Raw genomic sequence first — 21,773 nt, 5'->3', positions numbered from 1 at the left:
TCTGGAACCCTCATTCATGGAAAGATACCTGAACTTCGTCGAGCGCCATGCGCGGGCAATTGTGTTCGTGCTGGTGGCGATCACCGCCTACTTCACCTACACCCTCGGCGCGCTGATGTCGGACACCAATCCGTATCTGCTAAAGGACACTCACCCGGCGCGCAAGACGATCATTGATTTGCAGCGCGAGTTCACCGGCACATATGACTCGGTCATGGTGGCGCTGAGCAACCCCGAGAGTGTCTTCAACTCCACGTCGCTGAACGCCCAGTTCGAGTTGTCCCAGGCCATACGCCGGCTGATGCTGGCGAACGATGAGGACCGTGTCGAACTGCAGCGCATCGTTGGCCTCCACAGTGGCGATCCCGATGCCCAGGCCTTGCTGGTGCAGATCCTCGCCGAAGGTTTTTCGCAGAACGATTACGCTGCCGCCAAAGCGCTGCGCGACCATGGGATTGCCCGGCACTGGGACAGCCACGACCTGCAGTTCCTGAGCTTTCTTGCCGAGCGGCTCAACCCGATCCAGGAAATGGCCTCGATGGCTGACCTGGAAAACATCAGCTTGAGTGCCGATGGCGAGTTGTGGATCCACAAGACCCTGCACGCCCTGGATATGGACCCGAGCAAGGTCGAAGCGCAGATCATGGGCAACGAGCAGATGGTTGGTGGCGTCGTCTCGGCGGACAAGAAAGTCGCCATGGTCGTCGCCGAACTGGGCACCAAACAGGACGACGCTCAGGCCCAGTTGCGTGCCTATCACCAGGTCCGCGAGATCATCGCGAAGTACCAGGCCGCTCACCCGGAGTTCACCGATGAGGTGTTCATCGCCGGCATGCCGATCTTCATTGCGGCCCAGCAGGAAATCATCGATCACGACCTGGCGATGCTGTTCCCGATCGTATTCCTGTTGGTGACCTCTCTGCTGGTTTTCTTCTTTCGCAAACCACTTGGCGTGGTGCTGCCGCTGTTCAATATCCTGTTCTGCACCATCTGGACCCTTGGCCTGATGGCGCTGCTGCGTGTGCCGATGGACTTGCTCACCAGTGTCTTGCCGGTGTTCCTGTTCACCATCTGTTGTGCCGATGCGATCCACGTCATGGCCGAGTATTACGAACAGCTCAATTCGGGCAAGTCTTTCCGCGAAGCCAACCGTGAAACCCAGCGCCTGATGGTCACGCCCGTAGTTCTGACAACGGTCACGACTATTGCGACGTTCTTGATTTCCACCACCAACAACATTGTCAGCATCCGCAACTTTGGCGTGTTCATGTCCATTGGCCTGACGGCGGCGCTGATCATCTCGTTGCTACTGATTCCGGCGTGGATTTCGATCTGGGGCAAAGATGCCGTCCCGCGCAAAGTGCAACTCAAAGAGTCGCTGATCTCCCACTATCTGGTGGTGTTCTGTGCCTGGCTGATTCGCTGGCGCAAGCCGGTATTGCTGGTGACCCTGCCGTTGTTGGCGATGATGACGGTGTTCACGTTCAAGGTGGATATCGAAGACTCGGGCATTGCCTACTTCAAGAAGGATAGCCCGGTGCGGATGTCTGACGAGTTCATCAACCGGGCCGGGGTCGCGGGTACGTCGCCGGGCTGGATCGCTTTCGACACCAAGACTCCGCGTGGCGCGCTGACCACTGAAACCGTGCAGTTCCTCGAACGTCTGGACCAGTTCATCAGGGCCCAGCCGAACGTGAGTTACACCTATTCGGTGGCGACCTACATCAAGCGCATGAACCTCGTGCTCAACGACATGAACCCTGCTTTCCTGCGGGTGCCGCAGGCGGTGGAGCAGGTGACGGTGGTCGATGATGACGGGAAACCGGAGACCTTCGAAGTCGATGGCAACTCGCTCATCGAGCAACACATCATGATGTTCGAGAACGGTGGCGGCACCGACTTGCAGAACGTGCTCAATGCCGATTACTCGAAGGCGGTGACGCTGTTCACCATGACCTCCTCTGTGGCGGGCGATTACCAGGCGATGCTCGATAAACTGGACGCCTGGCTGGCGATCAACAAACCGGCCAACCTGCAAGTCACCCATGCCGGTACGCCGTACATATGGACCGGGGTGTTGCAGGAAATCACCCAGGGTCAGGTGCTGAGCTTCTCGCTGGCGTTGCTGGCCGTGACCTTGATGATGATGTTCTGGCTCAAGTCAGTACGCCTGGGCATCCTCGGCATGCTGACGTTGCTGACCACGTCGGTGACGGTGTACGGCAGCATGTACCTGTTGGATATCGAGTTGAACATCGGTACCACACTGGTGACGTTCCTGGTGGTGGGCGTCGTGGATTACGCCGTTCACCTGCTGTCACGGATCAAGATGCTGGTGCAGAAGGGCATCGAGGTCGACGAGGCCATCCTGGCGGCCATGCAGGGCGTCGGGCGCTCGACGGTGGTCAATGTCGTGATCTTCTCGATGGGCTTTGTCGCGCTGCTGTTCTCCGCCTACAAACCCGTCATTGACCTGGGGGTACTGGTGATACTGGCGCTGTCATCCAGTGGCTTCATGACCATTTTGTTGGTCACGCTGATTTCGCCGTGGTTCTTTGCCTCGATTGTGCCGCAACCAGCAGTGCAAGAGGGCGAGCAGCCGCGGGGTGAGGCTGTGCCAGGCTAAATCGCCGGGGCGCCTGCGTGTTGAAAACGGCACGGGGCGCCATGGCCGTTCAGGGGCGGCGGTGCGGATTCAGCGAGCTTTTTCCAGGTGTTCGAACTGGCATTGCATCTGAGCATCTTTGAGGCTCAGCTCAAACTCTACCAAGCCGTCATGCACTTGCTGCAAGGCCTGGATCTGCCCCATCAATTCCTGCTTTTTGTTATTGATGGCCTGCATGGCCAGATCCCAGGGCAGCTCCTGGCCGCGATGATCCTGCAGAATGGCCTGCATTTCCTTGAGCTTGAAACCGAGTTGCTGAGCACATTTGATGAAGGTCAGCAGCTCTACGCTTTGCTGGCTGTAGATGCGGTACTTGCCTTCGCGTTGCGGGGGGGGCAAGAGGCCGATTTCTTCGTAATGTCGAATGCTTTTGACGGTGGTGCCCGACAGCTGGGCGGCTTTGCCGATGTACATGAAAATCCCTTTTTGACGCATCAGAAGCGAAAAGATGTCGCGCGCTCGCACAGGCGCGCGACATCTTTGCACAAGCGTCAGGGGGTTGGAAGCCAAGTTGGACAAGGTGTCGCAGCAGGGAGGCTCGGCTGGGCAGCGCAGGGGCACGATACGACCGGGGCCGATCAGCGGCTGGCGACTGCCTGGACTTGTTTGAGCCAGGCTTCACGCTGTTCCGGCCTGGAGCCCAATACCGGACCGAAGGTCAGGGTTTTCAGGGGTTTTATGCCGCAGAACTCCAGGGTGGTCTTGCGCATCTGGTGCAGGCCCGGCATGCGATACACCCACCGGTAGTACCACGGCGGCGTGTCCATGGTCACCAGAAGGTGAGCTGTGCGGCCCTTGAGCAGCTTATCCGGGAAGGGCGAGCCCTTGCGGTACTTGAAGGCAAAACCGGGCAGAAACACGCGGTCGAAGAACCCCTTGAGCAGCGCCGGAATGCCGCCCCACCAGATCGGGTACACCAATGTCAGGTGTTCGGCCCAGGTAATGTCGTTCTGTGCGTTGATCAAATCGGGCTCAAGCAACTGGACCTGGTTATAGCCATCGTGCAAGACCGGATCGAAATCCAGGGTGTCCAGGCGCAGCAGGCGCACCTCATGGCCTGCTTGCGTGGCGGCCTCGACATAACGTTCGGACACAGCGCCGCAAAAGCTGTCGTTCGAAGGGTGGCCGAGGATTACGAGCATGCGTTTGCTCTTCATGACAAACTCCAGGTGATGAAGAGCCAAGGGTAAAGTCTGCCCCTTACGGTAGAGTCAAGCGTTGCCGGTTAGCGGTAGAGACAAACAGTTCAGCAGCGCTCGGGTGTAGCCCGGCAAACCGTCGAATGAGTGGGCAGGAACGTAATGTTTCAGGGTCCCCGAAGAACATTTGGACAGGGCTCTAGAGCGGGATTTCTGGATTACAAAAGCAGAAATGTACCCCCAGAAATACCCTTCGATACCCTCAGTAGGATACGCGATCGAGAATGGCGATTTCGGCTAGCCATCGATGTGGTATACGGTGGGCATCAGTGCATCTCCAAGGTGCAGTGGCTGGAAACTGGGCGGGCCCGCGCCTGTACTGGAGCGCTCCTGACTAACATCTTCCGTCGACGTGGAACGATACTCAATCGGTAATTGGCCGTTGGGTGGCCAAGTACCTGATTCACCGCACTGACCTGAGCCTTCGCCATAACGTGGTCCGACTGATTCCCAAAACCCGCGCCGCTTCGTCGAGATTGCCCTGGCAGTTGTCCAGGGTTTCCTGCACATGCCGCAGTTGGGCGGCCTTGCCGATGCTGTGCAGGTCCGACTCCCGGGAGGGCCTGGCACGGCTGGTTGGCGCGACACTTTCGCACAGCTCGGGCAGCACCCGCGCCAGATACTGTTCGTTCACGCCATGCTCCCCCAGCAGCTCGCAGGCCGAGAGCATCGCCCGCTCGATCACGTTCTCCAGCTCACGCACATTGCCTGGCCATCCATAACGTGCCAGGTAAGGCAGCAGGGCGCCTGGCACCTCCGCCGCGCCAGGCGGCTGACCCTGGACCAGCAGGCGCTGGCTAATGCCTCGACAGATCAGGGCGATATCCTCGGGGCGCTCGCGCAAGGGCGTGGTCTGTAGGCGCAGGATGTTGAGCCGGTAATACAGGTCGGTACGAAAATCGCCATCTTGTATCGCAGCACTCAGGTCCTGATGGGTGGCGGCGATGATGCGCACATCGATCGCGATCGGCTCGGTGCCGCCCAAACGCAGCACCTCGCGCTCCTGCAGTACCCGCAACAAGCGCGTCTGCAGTGACACGGGCATGTCGCCTATTTCGTCGAGGAACAGCGTGCCACGGTGAGCCACTTCGAACAGGCCGGGCTTGCCGCCCTTGCGCGAGCCGCTGAAGGCGCCTTCCTCATAGCCGAACAGTTCGCTTTCCAGCAGCGACTCGGGGAATGCCGCGCAGTTGATGGCTACGAAGGGGCCATGCCCGCGCGGGCTTTCGTTATGGATGCCCTGGGCCAGCAGCTCTTTGCCGGTACCGCTTTCACCGGTGATCAGGATGGTTGACTGGCTGGCGGCGAAACGCCTGGCCAACTGCAGCATTTCACGATTGGCCCGGCTGTTGCCGTCGAGCTGCTCAAGCCGGTAGCGGGCAGTGAAGGCGCCGGGGCGGCGGGTGGAGCGGATGCGTTGATCCGCGCGCTGCACGGCGGTGGTGTCCTGGCAGGTCAGGACGAGGCCGGTGCGCTGGCCGTTCTCCAGGATCGGCAGCAGGTTGCTGACCACGGCATGTGAGCCGAGCCGGATCACCCGGTTTTCTTCGCCGCCCTGTGCAAACGCCTGCTGCAGGTCCAGTTCCGGGCACAGCTGCTGCAGCGGACGGCCCAGCGCGGCGCTGAGTGGCAAGTCCAGCAGGTGGGCCAGGGCCGGGTTGAGCGACTGCACCACGCCCTGGTTGTCGACCGCCGCCACGCCGGTGGGGATGTGTTGCAGCACGGCGTTCAAGTGCCGGCGCTTGGCGATCTCGATGCGTTGGCTGTCGAGAATGCCCAGGGCCTCTTCGAGCGCCTTGCGCACCGTGTCCTCGCTCAGCGACAGCACGCCGTGCAGGCCGGCCTGTTCTGCCAGCTCCACCACCGTCGAGGAACCGATGATGCTGCGACACCCCAGCCGGGCGGCCTGTTCGACTGCTTGGCGCGCTTCTTCCAGGGAGGTGTAGGCGGCCTGGTGAACCTGCACCGTGAACAGCGCGGCCATGGCCTTAAGGCCCTGGTCGATGCGGTTGTAGCTGAGCAAGGCCACTTGCGAGGCATGCTCGCGCGCCTGCCCCAGCGCCCGCAGCAGGTCATCGCCACCCACGCGCATCGTCAGTACCGGGCGCGCCAGGTGCTTGCGCAGGTAGGCGGCAGTGGCCCCGGCGCAGATGAATACGTCGGCTTCACCGCGCAACTCCAGTTCGCGGGCGACTTGCAGCGCCTCGGTCACCGAGGTGTCGAGCACTTCGATGTGGGTGTCGGGGTAGTCCGCGGCGAGTGCGGCCACCATTTGCGCGAGGCGGCTGCGTTGCCGGGGGCGCTGCAGGTGGCTGATCAGCACGACGACCTGGGACGTGGGGGAGTGCATGGTGGCGCCTGTTCAGAAATGAAATGTTTCCATCGTGAACTAATTTGTTTCACATATGCAATAAGGCGCCTCGTCAGGCTTTCCCATGAAGCGCTGCAAGCCAGGTGTGACGGGCTCTGCAGGTGTGCCTGGCAAAGTTGGCCCGGGCGTTGCTCTAGCTGACCTGCCCACTTGAAACCGAAGGCAGGACCATTGATTCATGAGCAGTTCCTCTACGACTTGTCCGGCAGGCGACGCGCTCGCGGTCTCGGCCGATGAGCAGCGCCTTGTCGACTTCATCCGCGAGCAGGCAACGGCAACACGCGTTGTCATGCAAACCCGCAAGCGCCTAAGCGGCGGTGCCATCCAGGAAAACTGGCTGCTTGAACTACTGATCGAGGGCGGCCCCTGGGCCGGTGCCCGGCGCTGGGTGTTGCGCAGCGACGCGCTGTCCGCGCTGCCGGCCAGCCTCGACCGCGCCCAGGAGTTCGCCGTGTTGCAGGTGGCCCACCAGGCCGGGGTGAAAGTGCCGCGGCCGCTCTGGCTGTGCCGAGATACCCAGGTCCACGGGCGGGTGTTCTTCCTGATGGAATACGTGCCGGGGGTTGCTGCCGGGCGGTTGCTCAGCGCAGGGGCGGGCGCCCAAGGTCAGGCCCGGCTGGCGGAGCAGCTCGGCGCCAACCTGGCGCGCCTGCATCAGATCCGCCCGCTGAGTGTGGCATTGGACTTTCTGCCCGTGCCGCAGCGTTCGCCGGCCTTGGCCACCGTCGATGCCTACCGTCGTTACCTCGACACCCTCGACGATGCCTACCCGGCGCTGGAGTGGGGCCTGCGCTGGTGCGAGCTGCATGCCCCGCGCGACAGCCGTCTGTGCCTGCTGCACCGCGACTACCGCACCGGCAACTACCTGGCCAGCGAGCAGGGGCTGGAGGCGGTGCTGGACTGGGAGTTCACCGGCTGGGGCGACCCATACGAGGACCTGGGCTGGTTCACCGCCCCCTGCTGGCGTTTCACCCGCCCTGACCTGGAAGCCGGCGGCATCGGCCAACTGGCGGACTTCCTGCGTGGCTACCACCAAGTATCGCCACTGTGGATCGAGCCCGGCCAACTGCGTTACTGGCAGGTCATGGCGACCCTGCGCTGGGCGGTGATCGCCCTGCAGCAGGGGCAGCGCCACCTGTCCGGCGAAGAGCCTTCCCTGGAGCTGGCACTGACTGCGCGCCTGCTGCCCGAGCTTGAACTCGACATCCTGAACATGACCGGAGCCGATGCGCCATGACCCAGCCGCACGCCCATGAACTACTCGAAATCGCCCGCCAGACCTTGCTGGAGCAGGTATTGCCGGCGCTGCCCGGCGAGCTGCGCTACCCGACTTTGATGATCGCCAATGCCATGGCCATCGCCGCTCGGGAGAACCGCCTGGACGCCGTCGTCAGCCTTCAGGAGCAGACGCGCCTGGCCGCGCTGATCGATGCGCCCGCCCCGTCATTGCAGGATGCCCGCGGCCAGCTGGCGCGGGCGATTCGCCAGGGGCGCCATGACGCCCCGCACAGTGCTCGCACCCTGGTCGAGACGCTGCGCCAGGTAACGCTCGACTGGCTGGCGATCAGTAACCCCAAGGCCGTGCGCTGAGCGCGGCGAGCCCTAGTTTCAAGACCGACACGTACGAAGAAGGAAACCCATGAATTTCGCGCTCCCAGACGAACTGCTCGAACTGCAGGCCAGAACCCGCACCTTCATTGCCGAACAGGCCATCCCGTTCGAAAACGACCCACGCCAGGATGGCCACGGCCCCAGCGACGCCCTGCGTCGAGACCTGCAGGCCCGCGCCCAGGCCGCAGGCCTGCTGACGCCCCACGCCAGCCGCGAAATGGGTGGGCTGGGCCTGAGCCATGCGGCCAAGGCCATCGTCTTCGAAGAGGCCGGCTACTCGCCCCTGGGCCCGGTGGCGCTGAACATCCATGCCCCGGACGAAGGCAACATCCACCTGATGGACGTGGTGGCCACCGAAGCGCAGAAGGACCGCTGGCTGCGGCCTTTGGTCCAGGGGCATGTGCGTTCGTGCTTCGCCATGACCGAACCGGCGCCGGGCTCGGGGTCCGATCCGTCGATGCTGCGCACCACCGCCACCCGCGATGGCGACGACTACCTGATCAACGGCCGCAAATGGTTGATCACCGGGGCCGACGGCGCCGGGTTCGCCATCATCATGGCGCGCATGGAAGATGGCTCGGCGACCATGTTCCTGTCCGACATGCAGCGTGAAGGGATCGTCCACGAACGTCAGCTGGATACCCTGGACAGCTGCTTCACGGGTGGCCACGGGCAATTGCGCTTCGACAACCTGCGGGTGCCGGCCAGCGATGTGCTGGGCGAGATCGGCAAGGGCTTCCGCTATGCCCAGGTGCGCCTGGCCCCGGCGCGCCTGACCCACTGCATGCGCTGGCTCGGTGCCGCACGACGGGCCCATGACATTGCCTGCGACTACGCGCGCACCCGCGACGCCTTCGGCAAGCCGCTGGGCGAGCACCAGGGCGTGGGTTTCATGCTGGCCGACAACATGATGGACCTGCATGTGGTGCGCCTGGCGGTGTGGCACTGCGCCTGGGTGCTCGACCAGGGCCAGCGCGCCAATGTCGATTCGAGCATGGCCAAGGTGATCAGCGCCGAGGCGCTGTGGCGGGTGGTCGACCGTTGCGTGCAGGTGCTGGGCGGGCGCGGGGTGACCGGGGAAACCGTGGTGGAGCGGATCTTCCGCGACATTCGCCCGTTCCGCATTTATGACGGCCCGAGCGAAGTGCACCGCATGAGCCTGGCGAAGAAACTCCTCGACCAGCGCCCGGGAGCCCACTGATGCAGCCGACCCTTGCCCGATTGTTCGCCCTCGATGGGCGCCGCGCCCTGGTGACCGGCGCCTCCAGCGGCCTTGGCCGACATTTCGCCAGCACCCTGGCGGCGGCCGGAGCCGAGGTGGTGGTGACGGCCAGGCGCCTGGCGCCGCTGCAGAGCCTGGTCGAGTCCATCGAGCTGGCCGGTGGTCGCGCCCGGGCCCTGGCCCTGGATGTCACCTGCCGCGACGATGTGTGCCGGGTGCTCGACGCCGCCGGCCCGCTGGATGTGCTGGTCAACAACGCCGGGGTGAGCGACAGCCAGCCGCTGCTGGCCTGTGACGACCAGAGCTGGGACCGGGTGCTCGACACCAACCTCAAGGGCGCCTGGACCGTGGCCCAGGAGTGCGCCCGGCGGATGGTCGCCGAGGGGCAGGGCGGCAGCCTGATCAATGTCACCTCGATCCTCGCCAGCCGCGTGGCCGGCGCCGTCGGCCCTTATCTCGCGGCCAAGGCCGGGCTTGCCCACCTGACCCGCGCCATGGCCCTGGAACTGGCGCGCCATGGCATCCGGGTCAACGCCCTGGCGCCGGGCTACGTGATGACCGAGCTCAACGATGCGTTCCTGGCCGGCGAGGCGGGGGAGAAGCTGCGCGCGCGTATCCCAAGCCGGCGCTTCAGCCAGCCACAGGACCTGGACGGCGCCTTGCTTTTGCTGGCCAGCGATGCCGGGCGGGCCATGAGCGGCGCCGAGATCGTGGTCGATGGCGGGCATCTGTGCAGCAGCCTGTGAGCTGACCCGGACCCAAGCCTGAGGCGAGAACAACAATAAGCAGGAGATGTGTATGTACCTTCAATGCCTGGATAACCTGTCGATGGGGTGGCAGTGATGATTCACCCAACCTTCGAGCATGAGCTTGCCCCCAACAACGCCAACCATGTGCCCCTTTCACCCTTGTCGTTCCTCAAGCGCGCCGCCCAGGTGTACCCGCAGCGCGATGCCGTGGTCTATGGCGAGCGGCGCTACAGCTACCAGCAGCTGCACCAGCGCAGCCGGGCCCTGGCCAGTGCGCTGGAACGGGTCGGTGTGCAGCCGGGCGAGCGGGTGGCGATCCTGGCGCCGAATATCCCCGAGATGCTCGAGGCGCACTATGGCGTGCCGGGCGCGGGCGCCGTGCTGGTGTGCATCAATATCCGCCTGGAGGCGCGCAGCATCGCCTTCATCCTGCGCCATTGCGCGGCCAAGGTGCTGATCTGCGACCGTGAGTTCGGTGCGGTGGTACAGCAGGCACTGGCCATGCTCGACACACCGCCATTGCTGGTGGGCATCGACGATGACGCGGCCGAGCCGTGCGAGCTGGCCGATGACCTGGACTACGAGACGTTCCTGGCCCAGGGCGACCCGGCCAGGCCGCTGAGCGCGCCGCAGAACGAATGGCAGTCGATCGCCATCAACTACACCTCCGGCACCACCGGCGACCCCAAGGGGGTGGTGCTGCATCATCGCGGCGCCTACCTCAATGCCTGCGCCGGGGCGCTGATCTTCCAGCTGGGGCCGCGCAGCGTCTACCTGTGGACCTTGCCGATGTTCCACTGCAACGGCTGGAGCCACACATGGGCGGTGACCCTGTCCGGTGGCACCCATGTGTGCCTGCGCAAGGTTCAGCCCGAAGCGATCCATGCGGCGATTGCCGTGCATGGCGTGACCCACTTGAGCGCCGCGCCGGTGGTGATGTCGATGCTGATCCATGCCGAGCACGCCGGCGCGCCAAGCGGGCCGGTAGCGGTGATCACCGGCGGCGCTGCGCCACCCAGCGCGGTGATCGCCGCCATGGAGGCACGCGGCTTCAGCATCACCCACGCCTACGGCATGACCGAAAGCTACGGCCCCAGCACCTTGTGCCTGTGGCAGCCGGGGGTCGACGAACTGCCGCTTGAAGCCCGTGCGCAGTTCATGAGCCGCCAGGGTGTCGCCCACCCGATGCTCGAGGAGGCCACGGTGCTCGATACCGGCACCGGCCGCCCGGTCCCGGCCGACGGCCTTACCCTTGGCGAACTGGTGGTTCGCGGCAACACCGTGATGAAAGGCTACCTGCACAACCCTGAGGCCACCCGGGCCACATTGGCCAATGGCTGGCTGCACACGGGCGACCTGGCCGTGCTGCACCCGGACGGCTACGTGGAAATCAAGGACCGGGCCAAGGACATCATCATTTCCGGCGGCGAGAACATCAGCTCGCTGGAGATCGAAGAAGTGCTCTACCAGCACCCCGAGGTGGTCGAGGCAGCGGTGGTGGCGCGCCCGGATTCGCGCTGGGGGGAGACACCCCATGCGTTCGTCTCCCTGCGCGCCGATGCACGGACCGCGGTCACGGAAGGCGACCTGATCCGCTGGTGCCGTGAACGCCTGGCGCATTTCAAGGCGCCGCGACATGTATCCCTCACGGAGTTGCCCAAGACAGCCACCGGCAAGATCCAGAAGTTCGTCCTGCGCGAGTGGGCCCGGCAACAGGAGGCTCAGACCGCCGACGCCGAGCACTGATCGAGCTGCAACACCTGCACACCCCATAACAACAAGTACATTGATCGAGGTGTCCCATGTCCAGCCTGTTATACGCGCATGTTCGCGCCAGCGCCCGGTTCCAGCAACTGGTGACGCGCAGAAACCGTTTTACCCTGATCCTGTTCGTAATGATACTGGCCACATTCTATGGCTACATCGCATTGGTATCGTTCTGGCCCGAGCTGATCGCCACGCGCCTGGCCGAGGGGTCGAACATGACCTTCGGCGTCGCGGCCGGCGCTTTCCTGTTCGTGTTCTTCTGTGCGCTGTCGGCGTTCTATGTGTACCGGGCCAATGGCGAGTTCGACCGCCTGACGCAGGCGCTGGTTGCCGGGCTGGAAGAGGAGCAGGGCGCATGAAGAAACTACTGCTTCTGGCTTTGTTGCTGCACTCCGGCCTGCTGTTGGCATCGCCTGCGCTCGACGCAGGCCAGCGTCAGCCGCTCAACCTGCATGCGATAGGCATGTTCATGGTGTTCGTGCTGTTCACCCTGTGCATCACCTGGTGGGCAGCGCGGCGCACCCGCTCGACGGCGGACTTCTACAGCGCCGGTGGCGGCATCCTGGGCTGGCAGAATGGCCTGGCGCTGGCCGGTGACTACATGTCCGCCTCGACGCTGTTGGGGATCACCGCGCTCATCTACACCTCCGGCATGGACGGCTACATCTACCTCATCGCCTTCTTCGCGGGCTGGCCGGTGTTGCTGCTGTTGATGACCGAGCGGCTACGCAACCTGGGCCGCTTCACCTTCGCCGACATCACCTCGTACCGCCTCGACCAGGGCAAGGTGCGCACCATGGCCGCCATCGGTTCGCTGACCGTGGTGTGTTTCTACCTGGTGGCGCAGATGGTCGGGGCCGGGCAGTTGATCAGGCTGCTGTTCGGCCTGGACTACCACATCGCCTTGGTGATCGTCGGTGCGCTGATGATGCTGTATGTGACCTTCGGCGGCATGGTGGCGACCACCTGGGTGCAGATCATCAAGGCATTCCTGCTGCTGGTGGGCGGCTCCGTGGTGCTGTTCCTGGCAATGCGCGAATTCGACTTCAGCTATGACACGCTGGTCAGCAAGGCCATGCACACCCATGCCCTGGGCGAGCGTCTGCTGGCGCCCGGCAGCCTGCTGGCCGACCCGTTGACCGCGCTGTCGCTGAGCCTGGGGCTGGTGTTCGGCACCGCCGGGCTGCCGCATATCCTGATGCGCTTCTTCACCGTCAGCGATGCCCGGGAGGCGCGCAAGTCGGTGCTCTATGCCACCGGGTTCATCGGCTACTTCTTCAATGTCATTTTCCTGCTGGGCCTGGCGTCGATCGTGATCGTCAGCCAGCAGCCGCAGTTCTTCGAAGGCGGACAGGTGGGTGGCAAGCTGCTGGGCGGGGGCAACATGGTGGTCATGCACCTGGCCCAGGCCGTAGGCGGCAACCTGCTGCTGGGCTTTTTGTCTGCCGTGACCTTCGCCACCATCCTGGCCGTGGTATCAGGCCTGGCCCTGGCCGGGGCGTCCGCCATCGCCCATGACCTGTATGCGCGGGTGATCATGAAAGGCGCGGCCAGCGAGGCCCAGGAGCTGCGGGTGACCAAGCTGGCGACCCTGGGCCTTGGCCTGGTGGCGATAGCCCTGGGCATCGTGTTCGAAAACATCAACGTGGCCTTCATGGTCGCGCTGGCTTTTGGCATCGCCGCTTCGGCCAACTTCCCGGTGCTGTTCCTGTCGATGTTCTGGTCGGGGCTGACCACCCGTGGCGCGTTGGCCGGTGGCTACGTCGGGTTGGTCAGCGCCATGGGCTTCGTGGTGTTTTCCAAATTGGTGTGGGTGGATGTGTTGCACTTCGCCGAGCCGCTGTTCCCCTATACCCAGCCTGCGCTGTTCTCCATGCCGTTGGCGTTTGCGGTGGCGTATGGCGTTTCCAGGCTTGACCGGACCACGCGGGCCAAGGCGGAGAGGGCGGCCTTCGCCGACCAGTTCGTACGCGGCCAGACCGGCCTCGGTGCCAGCGGTGCGGTCGATCATTGAGTCACAAGCGGCCGCTGGCGGATGAGAGCCTGCGGCCGCGCTCCCTCCTTAGTACCCCCTGAAGACCTCGCCGATGCTGGTGATCGGATGCCCCATGTGCTGCGCCGCCGCTCGGTTGACGAGGGACGGCCTGGGGGCAAGCAGGGCACTCAGGAAAATGGCCAGCGTCAAGACGGCCAGCAGAAAACCAAATCGGCGCATAGGAACCTCCAGCGACATTTTTGTAGTTGTTGTCTTCGGGGTCGATCCGAGAAGCCTGTAGAGCACAGCTATTCCCTTGCGTCTTTCTCGCAGGCGAACACCTGGGTGGCGGCCACGATGTCCTGGTCGCCATAACCCATCGATTCCGCGCGCTGCACGACCTGGCAAACCGCGTCGAAGACCGGCGTCCAGGCCCCTTGTACCTGCAGGGACTGGGCAATGTGCGCGAAGGCGTGCGCATGCACATCGAGCCTCGCCTGATCGCCTGCGAAGTCCTGTGTTTCGAGTCGGCGTGTCGCTTCCTCCAGGGCGTCGGCGACGAAAAAGCGTGAGGTGTCGAGCAGGAGCCTGGCCGTCTTCGAAACCGGCAGGCCAAACCGCTCGCCCGCGCCCACGGCCTCGAAGAACGCAACCATCGCGGCAAACGCATGGGCGTGAAGCACGGTCGCAAAGGCCAGTGCTTCGTCCCAGGGAAGGAACACCGTATGCCCGGCGAGCCCTTCAAGCAGCGCCCTGTTCTGCTCGAAGGCTTCACGATCACCGGTATGAATGCTGTGGCTCTCGCGATGGCCGACGTTGCGCGGGTAGGCCACGATCATCCCTTTGACGTAATCGCCGCCTGCCCGGTTGACGAGGCCCTGAAGCGCCAGGCCCTCGTCCTGGGCGTTGGTGGTGTAGTCGACAATCGTGCGATTGGCCAGTGCATGCATCACACCTGGCATCCCGAGCACCTCGTGGGTCGCGTGGTCGTCCAGGAGCACGAAGATCGTGGCAGGGCTTGCGACCAGCGCGGCTTCGGCGCTGTCGCACAGGTGAGCGCCGGCGGCGACGAGCGCCGCGGCCTTGGCGGGTGAGCGGTTCCAGACCGCCACGCGTTTGCCTTGCTTGAGCAACGCGTGCGCCATGATCGTTCCCATGGCACCGAGCCCGACCACGGACACATCGAACTCGAAGCTTTCATCATTATTTTGTTCGCGCACGGCCAAAGCCTCCTGATTGTTGTTTGACGTGATGCCCCACGGGGGAGCCTTTTGCTCACAGCAGGTTCTGCGATCGCGCCCAGCCCGTCGCGTCAGCCAACGTGCGCTCGAAGGCGCTGAAGATCGCTTCGGTATCGTCCTGCGTGGTGATCAACGGCGGGCAGAACGCGATCGTGTCGTAGATGGCGCGAATGATCAGGCCGTGCTTGTGGGCCTGTTTGAACACGTAGCCACCCAGTGCACCTGGTTGGGCGAACGGTTGGCCGGTGGCCTTGTCCGCGACCAGTTCGATCCCGCCCATCAGCCCGACGCCTCGGACGTTGCCCACCAGCGGGTGGTCTTCGAACGCGCGCAGGTGGCGCTGGAACACAGGGGCCAGGTGCTGCACATGGCCAACCAGGTCGCGCTCTTCGATGATGCGGATTTTTTCCAGCGCAACCGCGGTGGCGACAGGGTGGCCCGTGCAGGTCAGGCCGTGGGCGAATGCGCCCAGGCGCTGGCTCTGGCTCACCAGCACATCGTTGATGGCATCGGACACCACCACGGCCGCCAGCGGCTGGTAGGACGAGGTGAGTTGCTTGGAGAGCACCATGATGTCGGGCTGGATGTCGTACAGCTGAGCCCCGAACATCGTGCCCAGCCTGCCGAAACCGGTGACGATCTCATCGATCACCACGAGGATGTCGTAGCGCTTGCACACGGCCTGGATCGCCGCCCAGTAGCCGGTGGGAGGAGGGATCACGCCGCCCGCTGCGATCACCGGTTCGCCGATGAAGGCGGCAATGGTTTCCGGCCCTTGCGCGAGGATGTAGCGCTCCAGTTCGTTCGCCAGGCGGGCCGAAAAGGCTTCCTGCGTTTCTCCAGGCCGGGCAAACCGGTAGAAGTTCGGGCACGTCAGGTGATGAACCGGGATGGCCGGCAGGTCGAAGTCGCGATGAATCGAGGGGATGCCGGTCAGGCTCCCGGCGGCGACGGTGGCGCCGTGGTAGGCCTGCTGGCGAGAGATGAACGTCTTCTTGTGCGGTTTGCCCAGCGCGTTGTTCACGTACCAGACCATCTTCACCATCGAGTCGTTGGCTTCGGAGCCTGAGTTGGTGAAGAACACGTGGTTCAGGTCGCCCGGCGCCAGCTCGGCCAGCTTGGCGGCGAGCGCTGCCGCCGGGGCATTGGTCTTGTGGCTGAAGCTGTGGTAGTAGGGCAGTTGCCTGAACTGTTCGACGGCGGCGTCGACCAGGCGCTGTTCACTGAAGCCCAAGGCAACGCTCCACAGCCCCGACATCGCCTCGATGTAGGCGTTGCCTTGCTCATCGAAGACCCGCACGCCATCGCCGCCGGCGATCACGAAGGGCCCGACTTCCTGGTGCTGCGCCAGGTTGGTGTTGGGGTGGATGAATGAAGCCAGGTCATTCTGGGCGGTTGAAGTGACGTTGCTCATTGACGTGATTTCCTGCCACGGTGGTTGTCCACTGCATGCGATGAGCCTGCGTACGGCACCTGTATCGATACGGGCCGCACGACAGGCCCTGCAGTTACTGGCTCAGCGCTGCCGCGACCGATTCACCGAAGGCTTTCAGGCCTTCTTCGAGCTGGTCGGTCGGGGTGTTCACCGGTGGCATCAGCTTGATGATTTCGCCGTTCGGGCCGCAGCGGTCGACCAGCACACCCGCCTGCAGCACACGCTGCTGGGCATCCTTGGCGAAGGCGACGTTGCCGCGGCCGAAGTCGATGCCGGCGATCATGCCGCGACAGCGCGCGGAGGCGACGCCTGGAATTTCCGCGAAACCGGCCACCGCGCGCTCCATGGCTGCGCAGTTGGTGGCCAGCAACTTCAGGAACGACTCGTCGCGCCAATAGCCGAACGCGATCTGGGCCGTCAGGAACGCCAGCTGGTTGCCGCGGAAGGTGCCGATGTGATCGCCCGGTTGCCATACATCCAGCCCGGCGCGAATCAATACGATCGCCATCGGCAGGCCGAAGCCGCCGATCGATTTGGCGCAGGTGATCAGGTCTGGCACCACCCCGGAGCGCTCGAAGCCGAAGAAGTCGCCGGTGCGCCCACAGCCGGCCTGGATCTCGTCGCAGATGAGCAACACGCCATGATCGCTGGTCCACTTGCGCAAGCGTTGCAGCCATGCGTTGGAGGCCGGGTAGACGCCGGCCTGGATCTGCACGGACTCGACGATCACCGCGGCCGGCAGCTCCGAGCCGCTGCCCTGGTCGTTGGCCAGGCGCTCGAGGAAGCCAATGCTGTCGAATTCGCCGTAGGGGCTGTCTTCGTATGGCACGAACACCACGTCGGTGGAAAGCCCAGGGCCACGGCGAGTGCGGTTGCCGGTGACGGCCAGGGCGCCGGCGGTCATGCCGTGGTAAGCCCCGTAGAACGAGACGACCTTGGTGCGCCCTGTCGCCTTGCGCGCCAGCTTCAACGCCGCCTCGACGGCGTCGGCACCGGTCGGGCCGGTGAACTGCACCTTGTAGTCCCAGCCGCGTGGCTTGAACAGGTCGCGCTCGATCGCCTCGAGGAACTGGCGCTTGGTGGTGGTGTGCAGGTCGAGGGCGTGGGTCACGCCGTTGGACGACAGGTACGCGATCAAGGCATCGCGCATGCGCGGGTCGTTGTGGCCATAGTTCAGGGCGCCGGCGCCAGCGAAGAAGTCCAGGTATTCGCGGCCATCTTCACCTCGGATCTTGCTGCCTTGGGCGGTATCGAACACCAGTGGCAGGTCACGGCAGTACATCCGCACGTTGGACTCGAGCCTTTCGAACGTCTCGATGTTGTTCATGCAAACCTCTTGAAAAAATGATCTGGGCTATCGGGGTGGTGGGCGGTCAGTGCTTGAACATCACGTGGCGAACCACCGTGTAGTCTTCCAGCCCGTACATCGACAGGTCCTTGCCGTAGCCGGACAGCTTCACGCCGCCATGGGGCATTTCGCTCACCAGCATGAAATGGGTGTTGACCCAGGTGCAGCCGTATTGCAGGCGAGCGGCCAGGCGATGGGCGCGACCCACATCGGCGGTCCACACCGACGAGGCCAGGCCGTAGTCCGACTCATTGGCCCATGCCAGTGCCTGGGCTTCGTCTTCGAATGACGAAACCGTCACCACCGGGCCGAAGATTTCACGGCACACCACCTCGTCCTGCTGCGTGGCGCCGGCCAGGACCGTCGGCTCGAAGAAGAAGCCGCCACCCGCAGCGCGCTTGCCGCCGGTGACCACCTCGATGTGAGGCAGCTCCTTGGCACGGTTGACGAAGCCCTCGACACGTTCCAGGTGCTCTTGGGTGATCAGCGGGCCCATCTCGGTCGCCGGGTCATCCTGAAGCCCGCACTTGATGCTGGACACGGCTTCGCCGAGCTTGCGCACGAACTCCGGGTACACCGCCTTCTGCACATAGAGGCGGCAGGCGGCGGTGCAGTCCTGGCCGGCGTTGTAGAAGCCGAAGGCGCGGATGCCTTCGACGGCGGCGTCGATGTCGGCATCGTCGAAGATCAACACCGGCGCCTTGCCACCGAGTTCCATGTGCATGCGTTTGACGCTGTCGGCGGTGCCTTCGATGATGCGGCTGCCGGTGCGCACGGAGCCGGTCAGCGACACCATGCGCACCTGGGCGTGGCTGGTGAGCGGCTCACCCACCGAGGCGCCGCGGCCGTGGACGATATTGACCACGCCGGCGGGGAAGATGTCGGCGAGCAACTCGCCCAGTTTCAAGGTGCTCATCGGCGTGTGTTCCGACGGCTTGAGCACGACGGTGTTGCCGCCGGCCAAGGCCGGGCCCAGTTTCCAGGCCGCCATCAGCAGGGGGTAGTTCCACGGCGCGATGGAGGCGACCACGCCCACCGGGTCGCGGCGGATCATCGAGGTGTGCCCCGGGATGTACTCGCCCGCCGCCGAGCCCTGCAGGCAGCGCACGGCGCCGGCAAAGAAGCGGAACACGTCGGATACGGCAGGCAGTTCGTCCTGCAGCACGGCGGTGAACGGCTTGCCGCAGTTGTCCGCCTCCAGACGGGCGAACACCGGCGCCTGGGCATCGATGCTGTCCGCGAGCTTGAGCAGCAGTGCCGCGCGGTCCTTGGGCGGCGTTTGCGACCAGGCGTCGAAGGCCGCATCGGCGCTTTGCACCGCGGCATGGACCTGGGCGCGGCTGGCTTCGGTGGTCTGTACCAGGACGCTGCCCAGGGATGGGTTGTACACGTCGAGGTTTTCGCCTTCGCCGGCCACCAGGGCACCGTTGATCAGGAGTTTGGTTTGCATGTCGATTCTCGCCATTGAACGGCAAGGCGAGGGCCTTGCCTTGTGGTTGTCGTCAGGGCATTCGATTGGAAGGTGGCCGCTACGCCAGCGCGTCGGGCACCGGGTTGCGGAAGAAACTGGTCCGGCAGGCGAGGTAAACCGCGCCTAGGGCGAGCCAGATACAGCCCATGATCAGTGCGTCTTTATCCAGGCTGGCCAGCATCCAGCCGGCCGTGACCAGGCCGATGAGAGGGAAGAGCACGCCGCGCAGCAGGCCAGCGCCGTCCTTGACCTGTGCGTCGAAGGTGAGCCGCAACGCGCAGAGGTTGACGGCAGTGAAGGCGAGAAACGCGCCGAAGTTGACCAGCGACGTCGCGGTGGCGATCGTCAGGCCAAAGCCCGCGGTGCCGAAAATGCCGCAGAGCAGGATGTTGAAGACCGGGGTCTTGTAGCGAGGGTGCAAGGCCCCGAACAGCTTGCGCGGCAGTTGGTTGTCCCGGCCCAGGGCGTACAGCAGCCGGCCCACGCTGGCCTGGAACGACATGCCCGCGGCGAAGTGGGCGATGATGATCCCCGCCAGGACCACGGCGAAGAACAGGTCGCCGCCGATCATGCGGGCGATCTCGAAGGCGGCCCCATCCACGAACTCGAAGGTGGGGGAGGGGTGCGCCAGGTACATGAAGTACGAGGAGCCGACATAGACCGAGCCGCCGATCAAGGCGACCAGCAGGATGGCACGCGGCAGCGTGCGACCCGGGTCGCGGGTTTCCTCGCTGAGCGTGGACAGCGCGTCAAAGCCAAGGAACGAGTACGCGGCAATGGCGGCGCCGGCCATGCTGGTGGCGAAGGGCACGTCCTGGTTGAAGAACGGCTTGGCCGACAGCAGCCCGCCTGGGCCGTTTACTGCCACGATGTAATGCACGCACAGGCTGATGAACACGACGATGATCGCCAGTTGCGCGACCATCAACAGCACGTTGAAGCGGTTGGCGACCTGGATGCCCAAAACATTCAGCAGCGAGGTGGACACGATGAACCCGGTGATCCACACCCACTGCGGCACCTCTGGAAAGGCCATGTTGAGGTAGCTGGCGCCAAGCAGCCAGATCAGCATCGGAATGAAGAAGTAATCCAGCAGGGCGGCCCAGCCCACCATGAAGCCAAGGTTCGCGCTCAGCATCTTGCGGGTATAGGTGTAGGCCGAACCGGCTACCGGGAACACCCTGACCAGCCGGCCATAGCTCAACGCCGTGAACACCACGCCGGTCGCTGCGATCAGGTAGGCCATCGCCGTGGTGTTGCCACTGGCCTGCGAGATCACGCCATAGGTGCCGAAGACGATCAACGGGGCAAGGAACGCCAGGCCGAACAGCAGGACCGAAAACGGGCCCAGGGTGCGCTTCAGCGAAGCGCTGGGGGGTGATTCGCTCATGACTGACATCCCTCACGCTACGAAGTGGTAAGCGGTGGCGACGATTTCACGGTAGGTTTCCACGGTCATTTCCTTGGCATTGCTGCCGTCGGAGAAATTCTTCTTCGACTTTTCAGCGATGGCCAGGAAGTCTTCCTCGCGCACGCCTTTCACCTCGGCGAAGCGGGGGATGCCCAGGTCCCTGCTCATCTGGAACAGGTAGCCGACGGCGGCCTCGGCGGCCTCGGCCGGCGAAAGGTTGGGGTCGATACCCAGCGCGTAGGCGACTTGCGCGTGGCGGATGATGTCGGCGTCACGGTTATGGCCGAACACGAAGGGCAGGAAGATCGCGTTGCCCATGCCGTGTGGCGTGTCGTACATGCCACCGATGGCTTCGGAAATGCAGTGCACGCTGGCGACGTCCGCGTTGCCGAAGGCCATGCCGGCGATCAGGCTGGCCACCAGCATCTGCTCGCGGGCGTGCAGGTTGCCGGGTTCCAGCACGGCGGGCTTGAGGTGTTGGCTGATCAGGCGGATGGCATGCAGCGCCAGGCCGTCGCTGATGGGGTTCGACACGCGGCAGGTGTAGGCTTCGATGGCGTGGGTCAGGGCATCCATGCCGGTTGCGGCGGCAATCGACGCGGGCAGCGTGTCGAGGATATGAGAGTCAAGCAAGGCCAGGACTGGCCCGAGTCGGTAATCATGCACGCTCATCTTGTAATGACGGGCGGTGTCGGTGATCACCGAGAAGCAGGTTACTTCGCTGCCGGTGCCAGCCGTGGTCGGAATGGCAACGATAGGCGGGATGGCATGGGTGAGCGTGAACGACCCTTCGTAGTCCTCGATCCGACCCTCATGGCTGAGCAGCACGCTGATGGCCTTGGCTGCATCCATGGCACTGCCACCGCCGATGGCTAGCAAGCCATCGATACCTTTGCCGCGGTATCGCTGCGCGATCTGATTGACGTCCTCGCTGCGCGGATTGGCCTTGATGTCCGACACTTCCTCGAAGGCGATGCCTGCCTTCTCCAGGCTGGCGTAGACGCTGTCCAGCAGGCCCGCCGCCTTGACCCCAGGATCGGTCACGATGAGCACGCGGGCCAGGCCAAGTGAGTGCAGGTGTTCACCGGTGCGCTCGCGCAGACCAGGTTCCATCACGACTTTGCTGGGGAGTAAAAACTTGAAGTCCATACGTACCTCTTGCTCAATTGTTGTCATTGTTGAAAGGGCAGTAGAGGAGCACTTGCGCCAGGCCGTGGATAACAGCTCGAGCGGGTGATGTGTGGCCTGGCAATTCGCACAAGCCAGCATTTTGTTGTTGTGGGTTTTGCTTGAAGCTGTGGTCAAAGG

At 64.0% G+C, this 21,773-nt stretch carries 18 protein-coding genes; 8 read left to right on the top strand and 10 right to left on the bottom strand.

Features of this window, described 5'->3' with window-relative positions:
* The first annotated feature begins 16 nt into the window (after window positions 1–16).
* Window positions 17–2,626: an RND family transporter gene (locus CAG44_RS08220; RefSeq protein ID WP_085691876.1), complete on the top strand. Its 2,610-nt coding sequence runs from the start codon at window positions 17–19 to the stop codon at window positions 2,624–2,626.
* A 69-nt stretch (window positions 2,627–2,695) separates the two neighbouring features.
* Here CAG44_RS08220 and CAG44_RS08215 read toward each other — a convergent pair whose 3' ends face one another.
* From CAG44_RS08215 to prpR, 3 genes are all read right to left on the bottom strand, one after another.
* Complete coding sequence (locus tag CAG44_RS08215; protein WP_075045430.1) at window positions 2,696–3,079, bottom strand: MerR family transcriptional regulator; 384 nt, start codon at window positions 3,077–3,079, stop codon at window positions 2,696–2,698.
* Window positions 3,080–3,243: 164 nt separating this feature from the next.
* On the bottom strand, window positions 3,244–3,822 hold the full coding sequence (locus CAG44_RS08210; RefSeq protein WP_085616371.1) for an NAD(P)H-dependent oxidoreductase: 579 nt from the start codon (window positions 3,820–3,822) through the stop codon (window positions 3,244–3,246).
* A 445-nt stretch (window positions 3,823–4,267) separates the two neighbouring features.
* Window positions 4,268–6,214, bottom strand: a complete 1,947-nt coding sequence (prpR, locus tag CAG44_RS08205) for a propionate catabolism operon regulatory protein PrpR (RefSeq protein WP_085663874.1) — start codon at window positions 6,212–6,214, stop codon at window positions 4,268–4,270.
* 199 nt (window positions 6,215–6,413) lie between these two features.
* Between prpR and CAG44_RS08200 the strand changes: the two genes are divergently transcribed.
* From CAG44_RS08200 to CAG44_RS08170, 7 genes are all read left to right on the top strand, one after another.
* A complete protein-coding gene (locus tag CAG44_RS08200) occupies window positions 6,414–7,472 on the top strand; it encodes a phosphotransferase family protein (protein ID WP_085663873.1) in 1,059 nt (352 codons plus the stop codon).
* Window positions 7,469–7,825 carry a DUF6285 domain-containing protein gene (locus CAG44_RS08195; RefSeq protein WP_085691875.1) on the top strand — a complete coding sequence of 119 codons (357 nt, stop codon included), beginning with the start codon at window positions 7,469–7,471 and terminating at the stop codon, window positions 7,823–7,825. The genes CAG44_RS08200 and CAG44_RS08195 overlap by 4 nt, the downstream gene beginning before the upstream one ends.
* Window positions 7,826–7,874: 49 nt before the next feature.
* Window positions 7,875–9,047 carry an acyl-CoA dehydrogenase family protein gene (locus CAG44_RS08190; protein WP_085663871.1) on the top strand — a complete coding sequence of 391 codons (1,173 nt, stop codon included), beginning with the start codon at window positions 7,875–7,877 and terminating at the stop codon, window positions 9,045–9,047.
* The gene (locus CAG44_RS08185) at window positions 9,047–9,814 is read left to right on the top strand and encodes an SDR family NAD(P)-dependent oxidoreductase (RefSeq protein WP_085663870.1); all 768 of its coding nucleotides are present in this window, start codon (window positions 9,047–9,049) and stop codon (window positions 9,812–9,814) included. The genes CAG44_RS08190 and CAG44_RS08185 overlap by 1 nt, the downstream gene beginning before the upstream one ends.
* Window positions 9,815–9,910: 96 nt before the next feature.
* Complete coding sequence (locus CAG44_RS08180; RefSeq protein ID WP_256575234.1) at window positions 9,911–11,563, top strand: acyl-CoA synthetase; 1,653 nt, start codon at window positions 9,911–9,913, stop codon at window positions 11,561–11,563.
* A 56-nt stretch (window positions 11,564–11,619) separates the two neighbouring features.
* Window positions 11,620–11,943, top strand: coding sequence for a DUF485 domain-containing protein (locus CAG44_RS08175; protein ID WP_085663869.1), 324 nt, complete (start codon window positions 11,620–11,622; stop codon window positions 11,941–11,943).
* Window positions 11,940–13,598 carry a cation acetate symporter gene (locus CAG44_RS08170; RefSeq protein WP_085663868.1) on the top strand — a complete coding sequence of 553 codons (1,659 nt, stop codon included), beginning with the start codon at window positions 11,940–11,942 and terminating at the stop codon, window positions 13,596–13,598. The genes CAG44_RS08175 and CAG44_RS08170 overlap by 4 nt, the downstream gene beginning before the upstream one ends.
* 48 nt (window positions 13,599–13,646) lie before the next feature.
* Here CAG44_RS08170 and CAG44_RS08165 read toward each other — a convergent pair whose 3' ends face one another.
* From CAG44_RS08165 to CAG44_RS08135, 7 genes are all read right to left on the bottom strand, one after another.
* A complete protein-coding gene (locus CAG44_RS08165; protein ID WP_085663867.1) occupies window positions 13,647–13,799 on the bottom strand; it encodes an amino acid permease in 153 nt (50 codons plus the stop codon).
* A gap of 68 nt (window positions 13,800–13,867) precedes the next feature.
* Window positions 13,868–14,716: an NAD(P)-binding domain-containing protein gene (locus tag CAG44_RS08160; protein WP_371858538.1), complete on the bottom strand. Its 849-nt coding sequence runs from the start codon at window positions 14,714–14,716 to the stop codon at window positions 13,868–13,870.
* A gap of 118 nt (window positions 14,717–14,834) precedes the next feature.
* Entirely contained in the window at window positions 14,835–16,214 is a 1,380-nt protein-coding gene (locus tag CAG44_RS08155; RefSeq protein ID WP_085691874.1) for an aspartate aminotransferase family protein, read from the bottom strand.
* 94 nt (window positions 16,215–16,308) lie between these two features.
* Window positions 16,309–17,562: a diaminobutyrate--2-oxoglutarate transaminase gene (locus CAG44_RS08150; RefSeq protein ID WP_085663864.1), complete on the bottom strand. Its 1,254-nt coding sequence runs from the start codon at window positions 17,560–17,562 to the stop codon at window positions 16,309–16,311.
* A 46-nt stretch (window positions 17,563–17,608) separates the two neighbouring features.
* Complete coding sequence (locus CAG44_RS08145) at window positions 17,609–19,033, bottom strand: gamma-aminobutyraldehyde dehydrogenase (RefSeq protein WP_085663863.1); 1,425 nt, start codon at window positions 19,031–19,033, stop codon at window positions 17,609–17,611.
* Window positions 19,034–19,112: 79 nt separating this feature from the next.
* A complete protein-coding gene (locus CAG44_RS08140) occupies window positions 19,113–20,444 on the bottom strand; it encodes an APC family permease (RefSeq protein WP_085663862.1) in 1,332 nt (443 codons plus the stop codon).
* A gap of 12 nt (window positions 20,445–20,456) precedes the next feature.
* Window positions 20,457–21,614: an iron-containing alcohol dehydrogenase gene (locus CAG44_RS08135; protein WP_085663861.1), complete on the bottom strand. Its 1,158-nt coding sequence runs from the start codon at window positions 21,612–21,614 to the stop codon at window positions 20,457–20,459.
* Window positions 21,615–21,773 lie beyond the last annotated feature (159 nt).

Source organism: Pseudomonas sp. B13(2017), from assembly GCF_002113245.1.
In the GTDB taxonomy this organism is placed as follows: Bacteria; Pseudomonadota; Gammaproteobacteria; order Pseudomonadales; family Pseudomonadaceae; genus Aquipseudomonas; species Aquipseudomonas putida_Z.
This window is presented reverse-complemented; position numbering and strand designations above follow the sequence as displayed.

Coding starts and splice junctions, on each gene's coding strand:
- CAG44_RS08200 (WP_085663873.1), top strand. CDS start 6,414: ATGAGCAGTTCCTCTACGACTTGTCCGGCAGGCGACGCGCTCGCGGTC.
- CAG44_RS08210 (WP_085616371.1), bottom strand. CDS start 3,822: ATGAAGAGCAAACGCATGCTCGTAATCCTCGGCCACCCTTCGAACGAC.
- CAG44_RS08180 (WP_256575234.1), top strand. CDS start 9,911: ATGATTCACCCAACCTTCGAGCATGAGCTTGCCCCCAACAACGCCAAC.
- CAG44_RS08170 (WP_085663868.1), top strand. CDS start 11,940: ATGAAGAAACTACTGCTTCTGGCTTTGTTGCTGCACTCCGGCCTGCTG.
- CAG44_RS08175 (WP_085663869.1), top strand. CDS start 11,620: ATGTCCAGCCTGTTATACGCGCATGTTCGCGCCAGCGCCCGGTTCCAG.
- CAG44_RS08145 (WP_085663863.1), bottom strand. CDS start 19,033: ATGCAAACCAAACTCCTGATCAACGGTGCCCTGGTGGCCGGCGAAGGC.
- CAG44_RS08140 (WP_085663862.1), bottom strand. CDS start 20,444: ATGAGCGAATCACCCCCCAGCGCTTCGCTGAAGCGCACCCTGGGCCCG.
- CAG44_RS08190 (WP_085663871.1), top strand. CDS start 7,875: ATGAATTTCGCGCTCCCAGACGAACTGCTCGAACTGCAGGCCAGAACC.
- CAG44_RS08215 (WP_075045430.1), bottom strand. CDS start 3,079: ATGTACATCGGCAAAGCCGCCCAGCTGTCGGGCACCACCGTCAAAAGC.
- CAG44_RS08185 (WP_085663870.1), top strand. CDS start 9,047: ATGCAGCCGACCCTTGCCCGATTGTTCGCCCTCGATGGGCGCCGCGCC.
- CAG44_RS08135 (WP_085663861.1), bottom strand. CDS start 21,614: ATGGACTTCAAGTTTTTACTCCCCAGCAAAGTCGTGATGGAACCTGGT.
- CAG44_RS08220 (WP_085691876.1), top strand. CDS start 17: ATGGAAAGATACCTGAACTTCGTCGAGCGCCATGCGCGGGCAATTGTG.
- CAG44_RS08195 (WP_085691875.1), top strand. CDS start 7,469: ATGACCCAGCCGCACGCCCATGAACTACTCGAAATCGCCCGCCAGACC.
- CAG44_RS08150 (WP_085663864.1), bottom strand. CDS start 17,562: ATGAACAACATCGAGACGTTCGAAAGGCTCGAGTCCAACGTGCGGATG.
- CAG44_RS08165 (WP_085663867.1), bottom strand. CDS start 13,799: ATGCGCCGATTTGGTTTTCTGCTGGCCGTCTTGACGCTGGCCATTTTC.
- prpR (WP_085663874.1), bottom strand. CDS start 6,214: ATGCACTCCCCCACGTCCCAGGTCGTCGTGCTGATCAGCCACCTGCAG.
- CAG44_RS08160 (WP_371858538.1), bottom strand. CDS start 14,716: ATGGGAACGATCATGGCGCACGCGTTGCTCAAGCAAGGCAAACGCGTG.
- CAG44_RS08155 (WP_085691874.1), bottom strand. CDS start 16,214: ATGAGCAACGTCACTTCAACCGCCCAGAATGACCTGGCTTCATTCATC.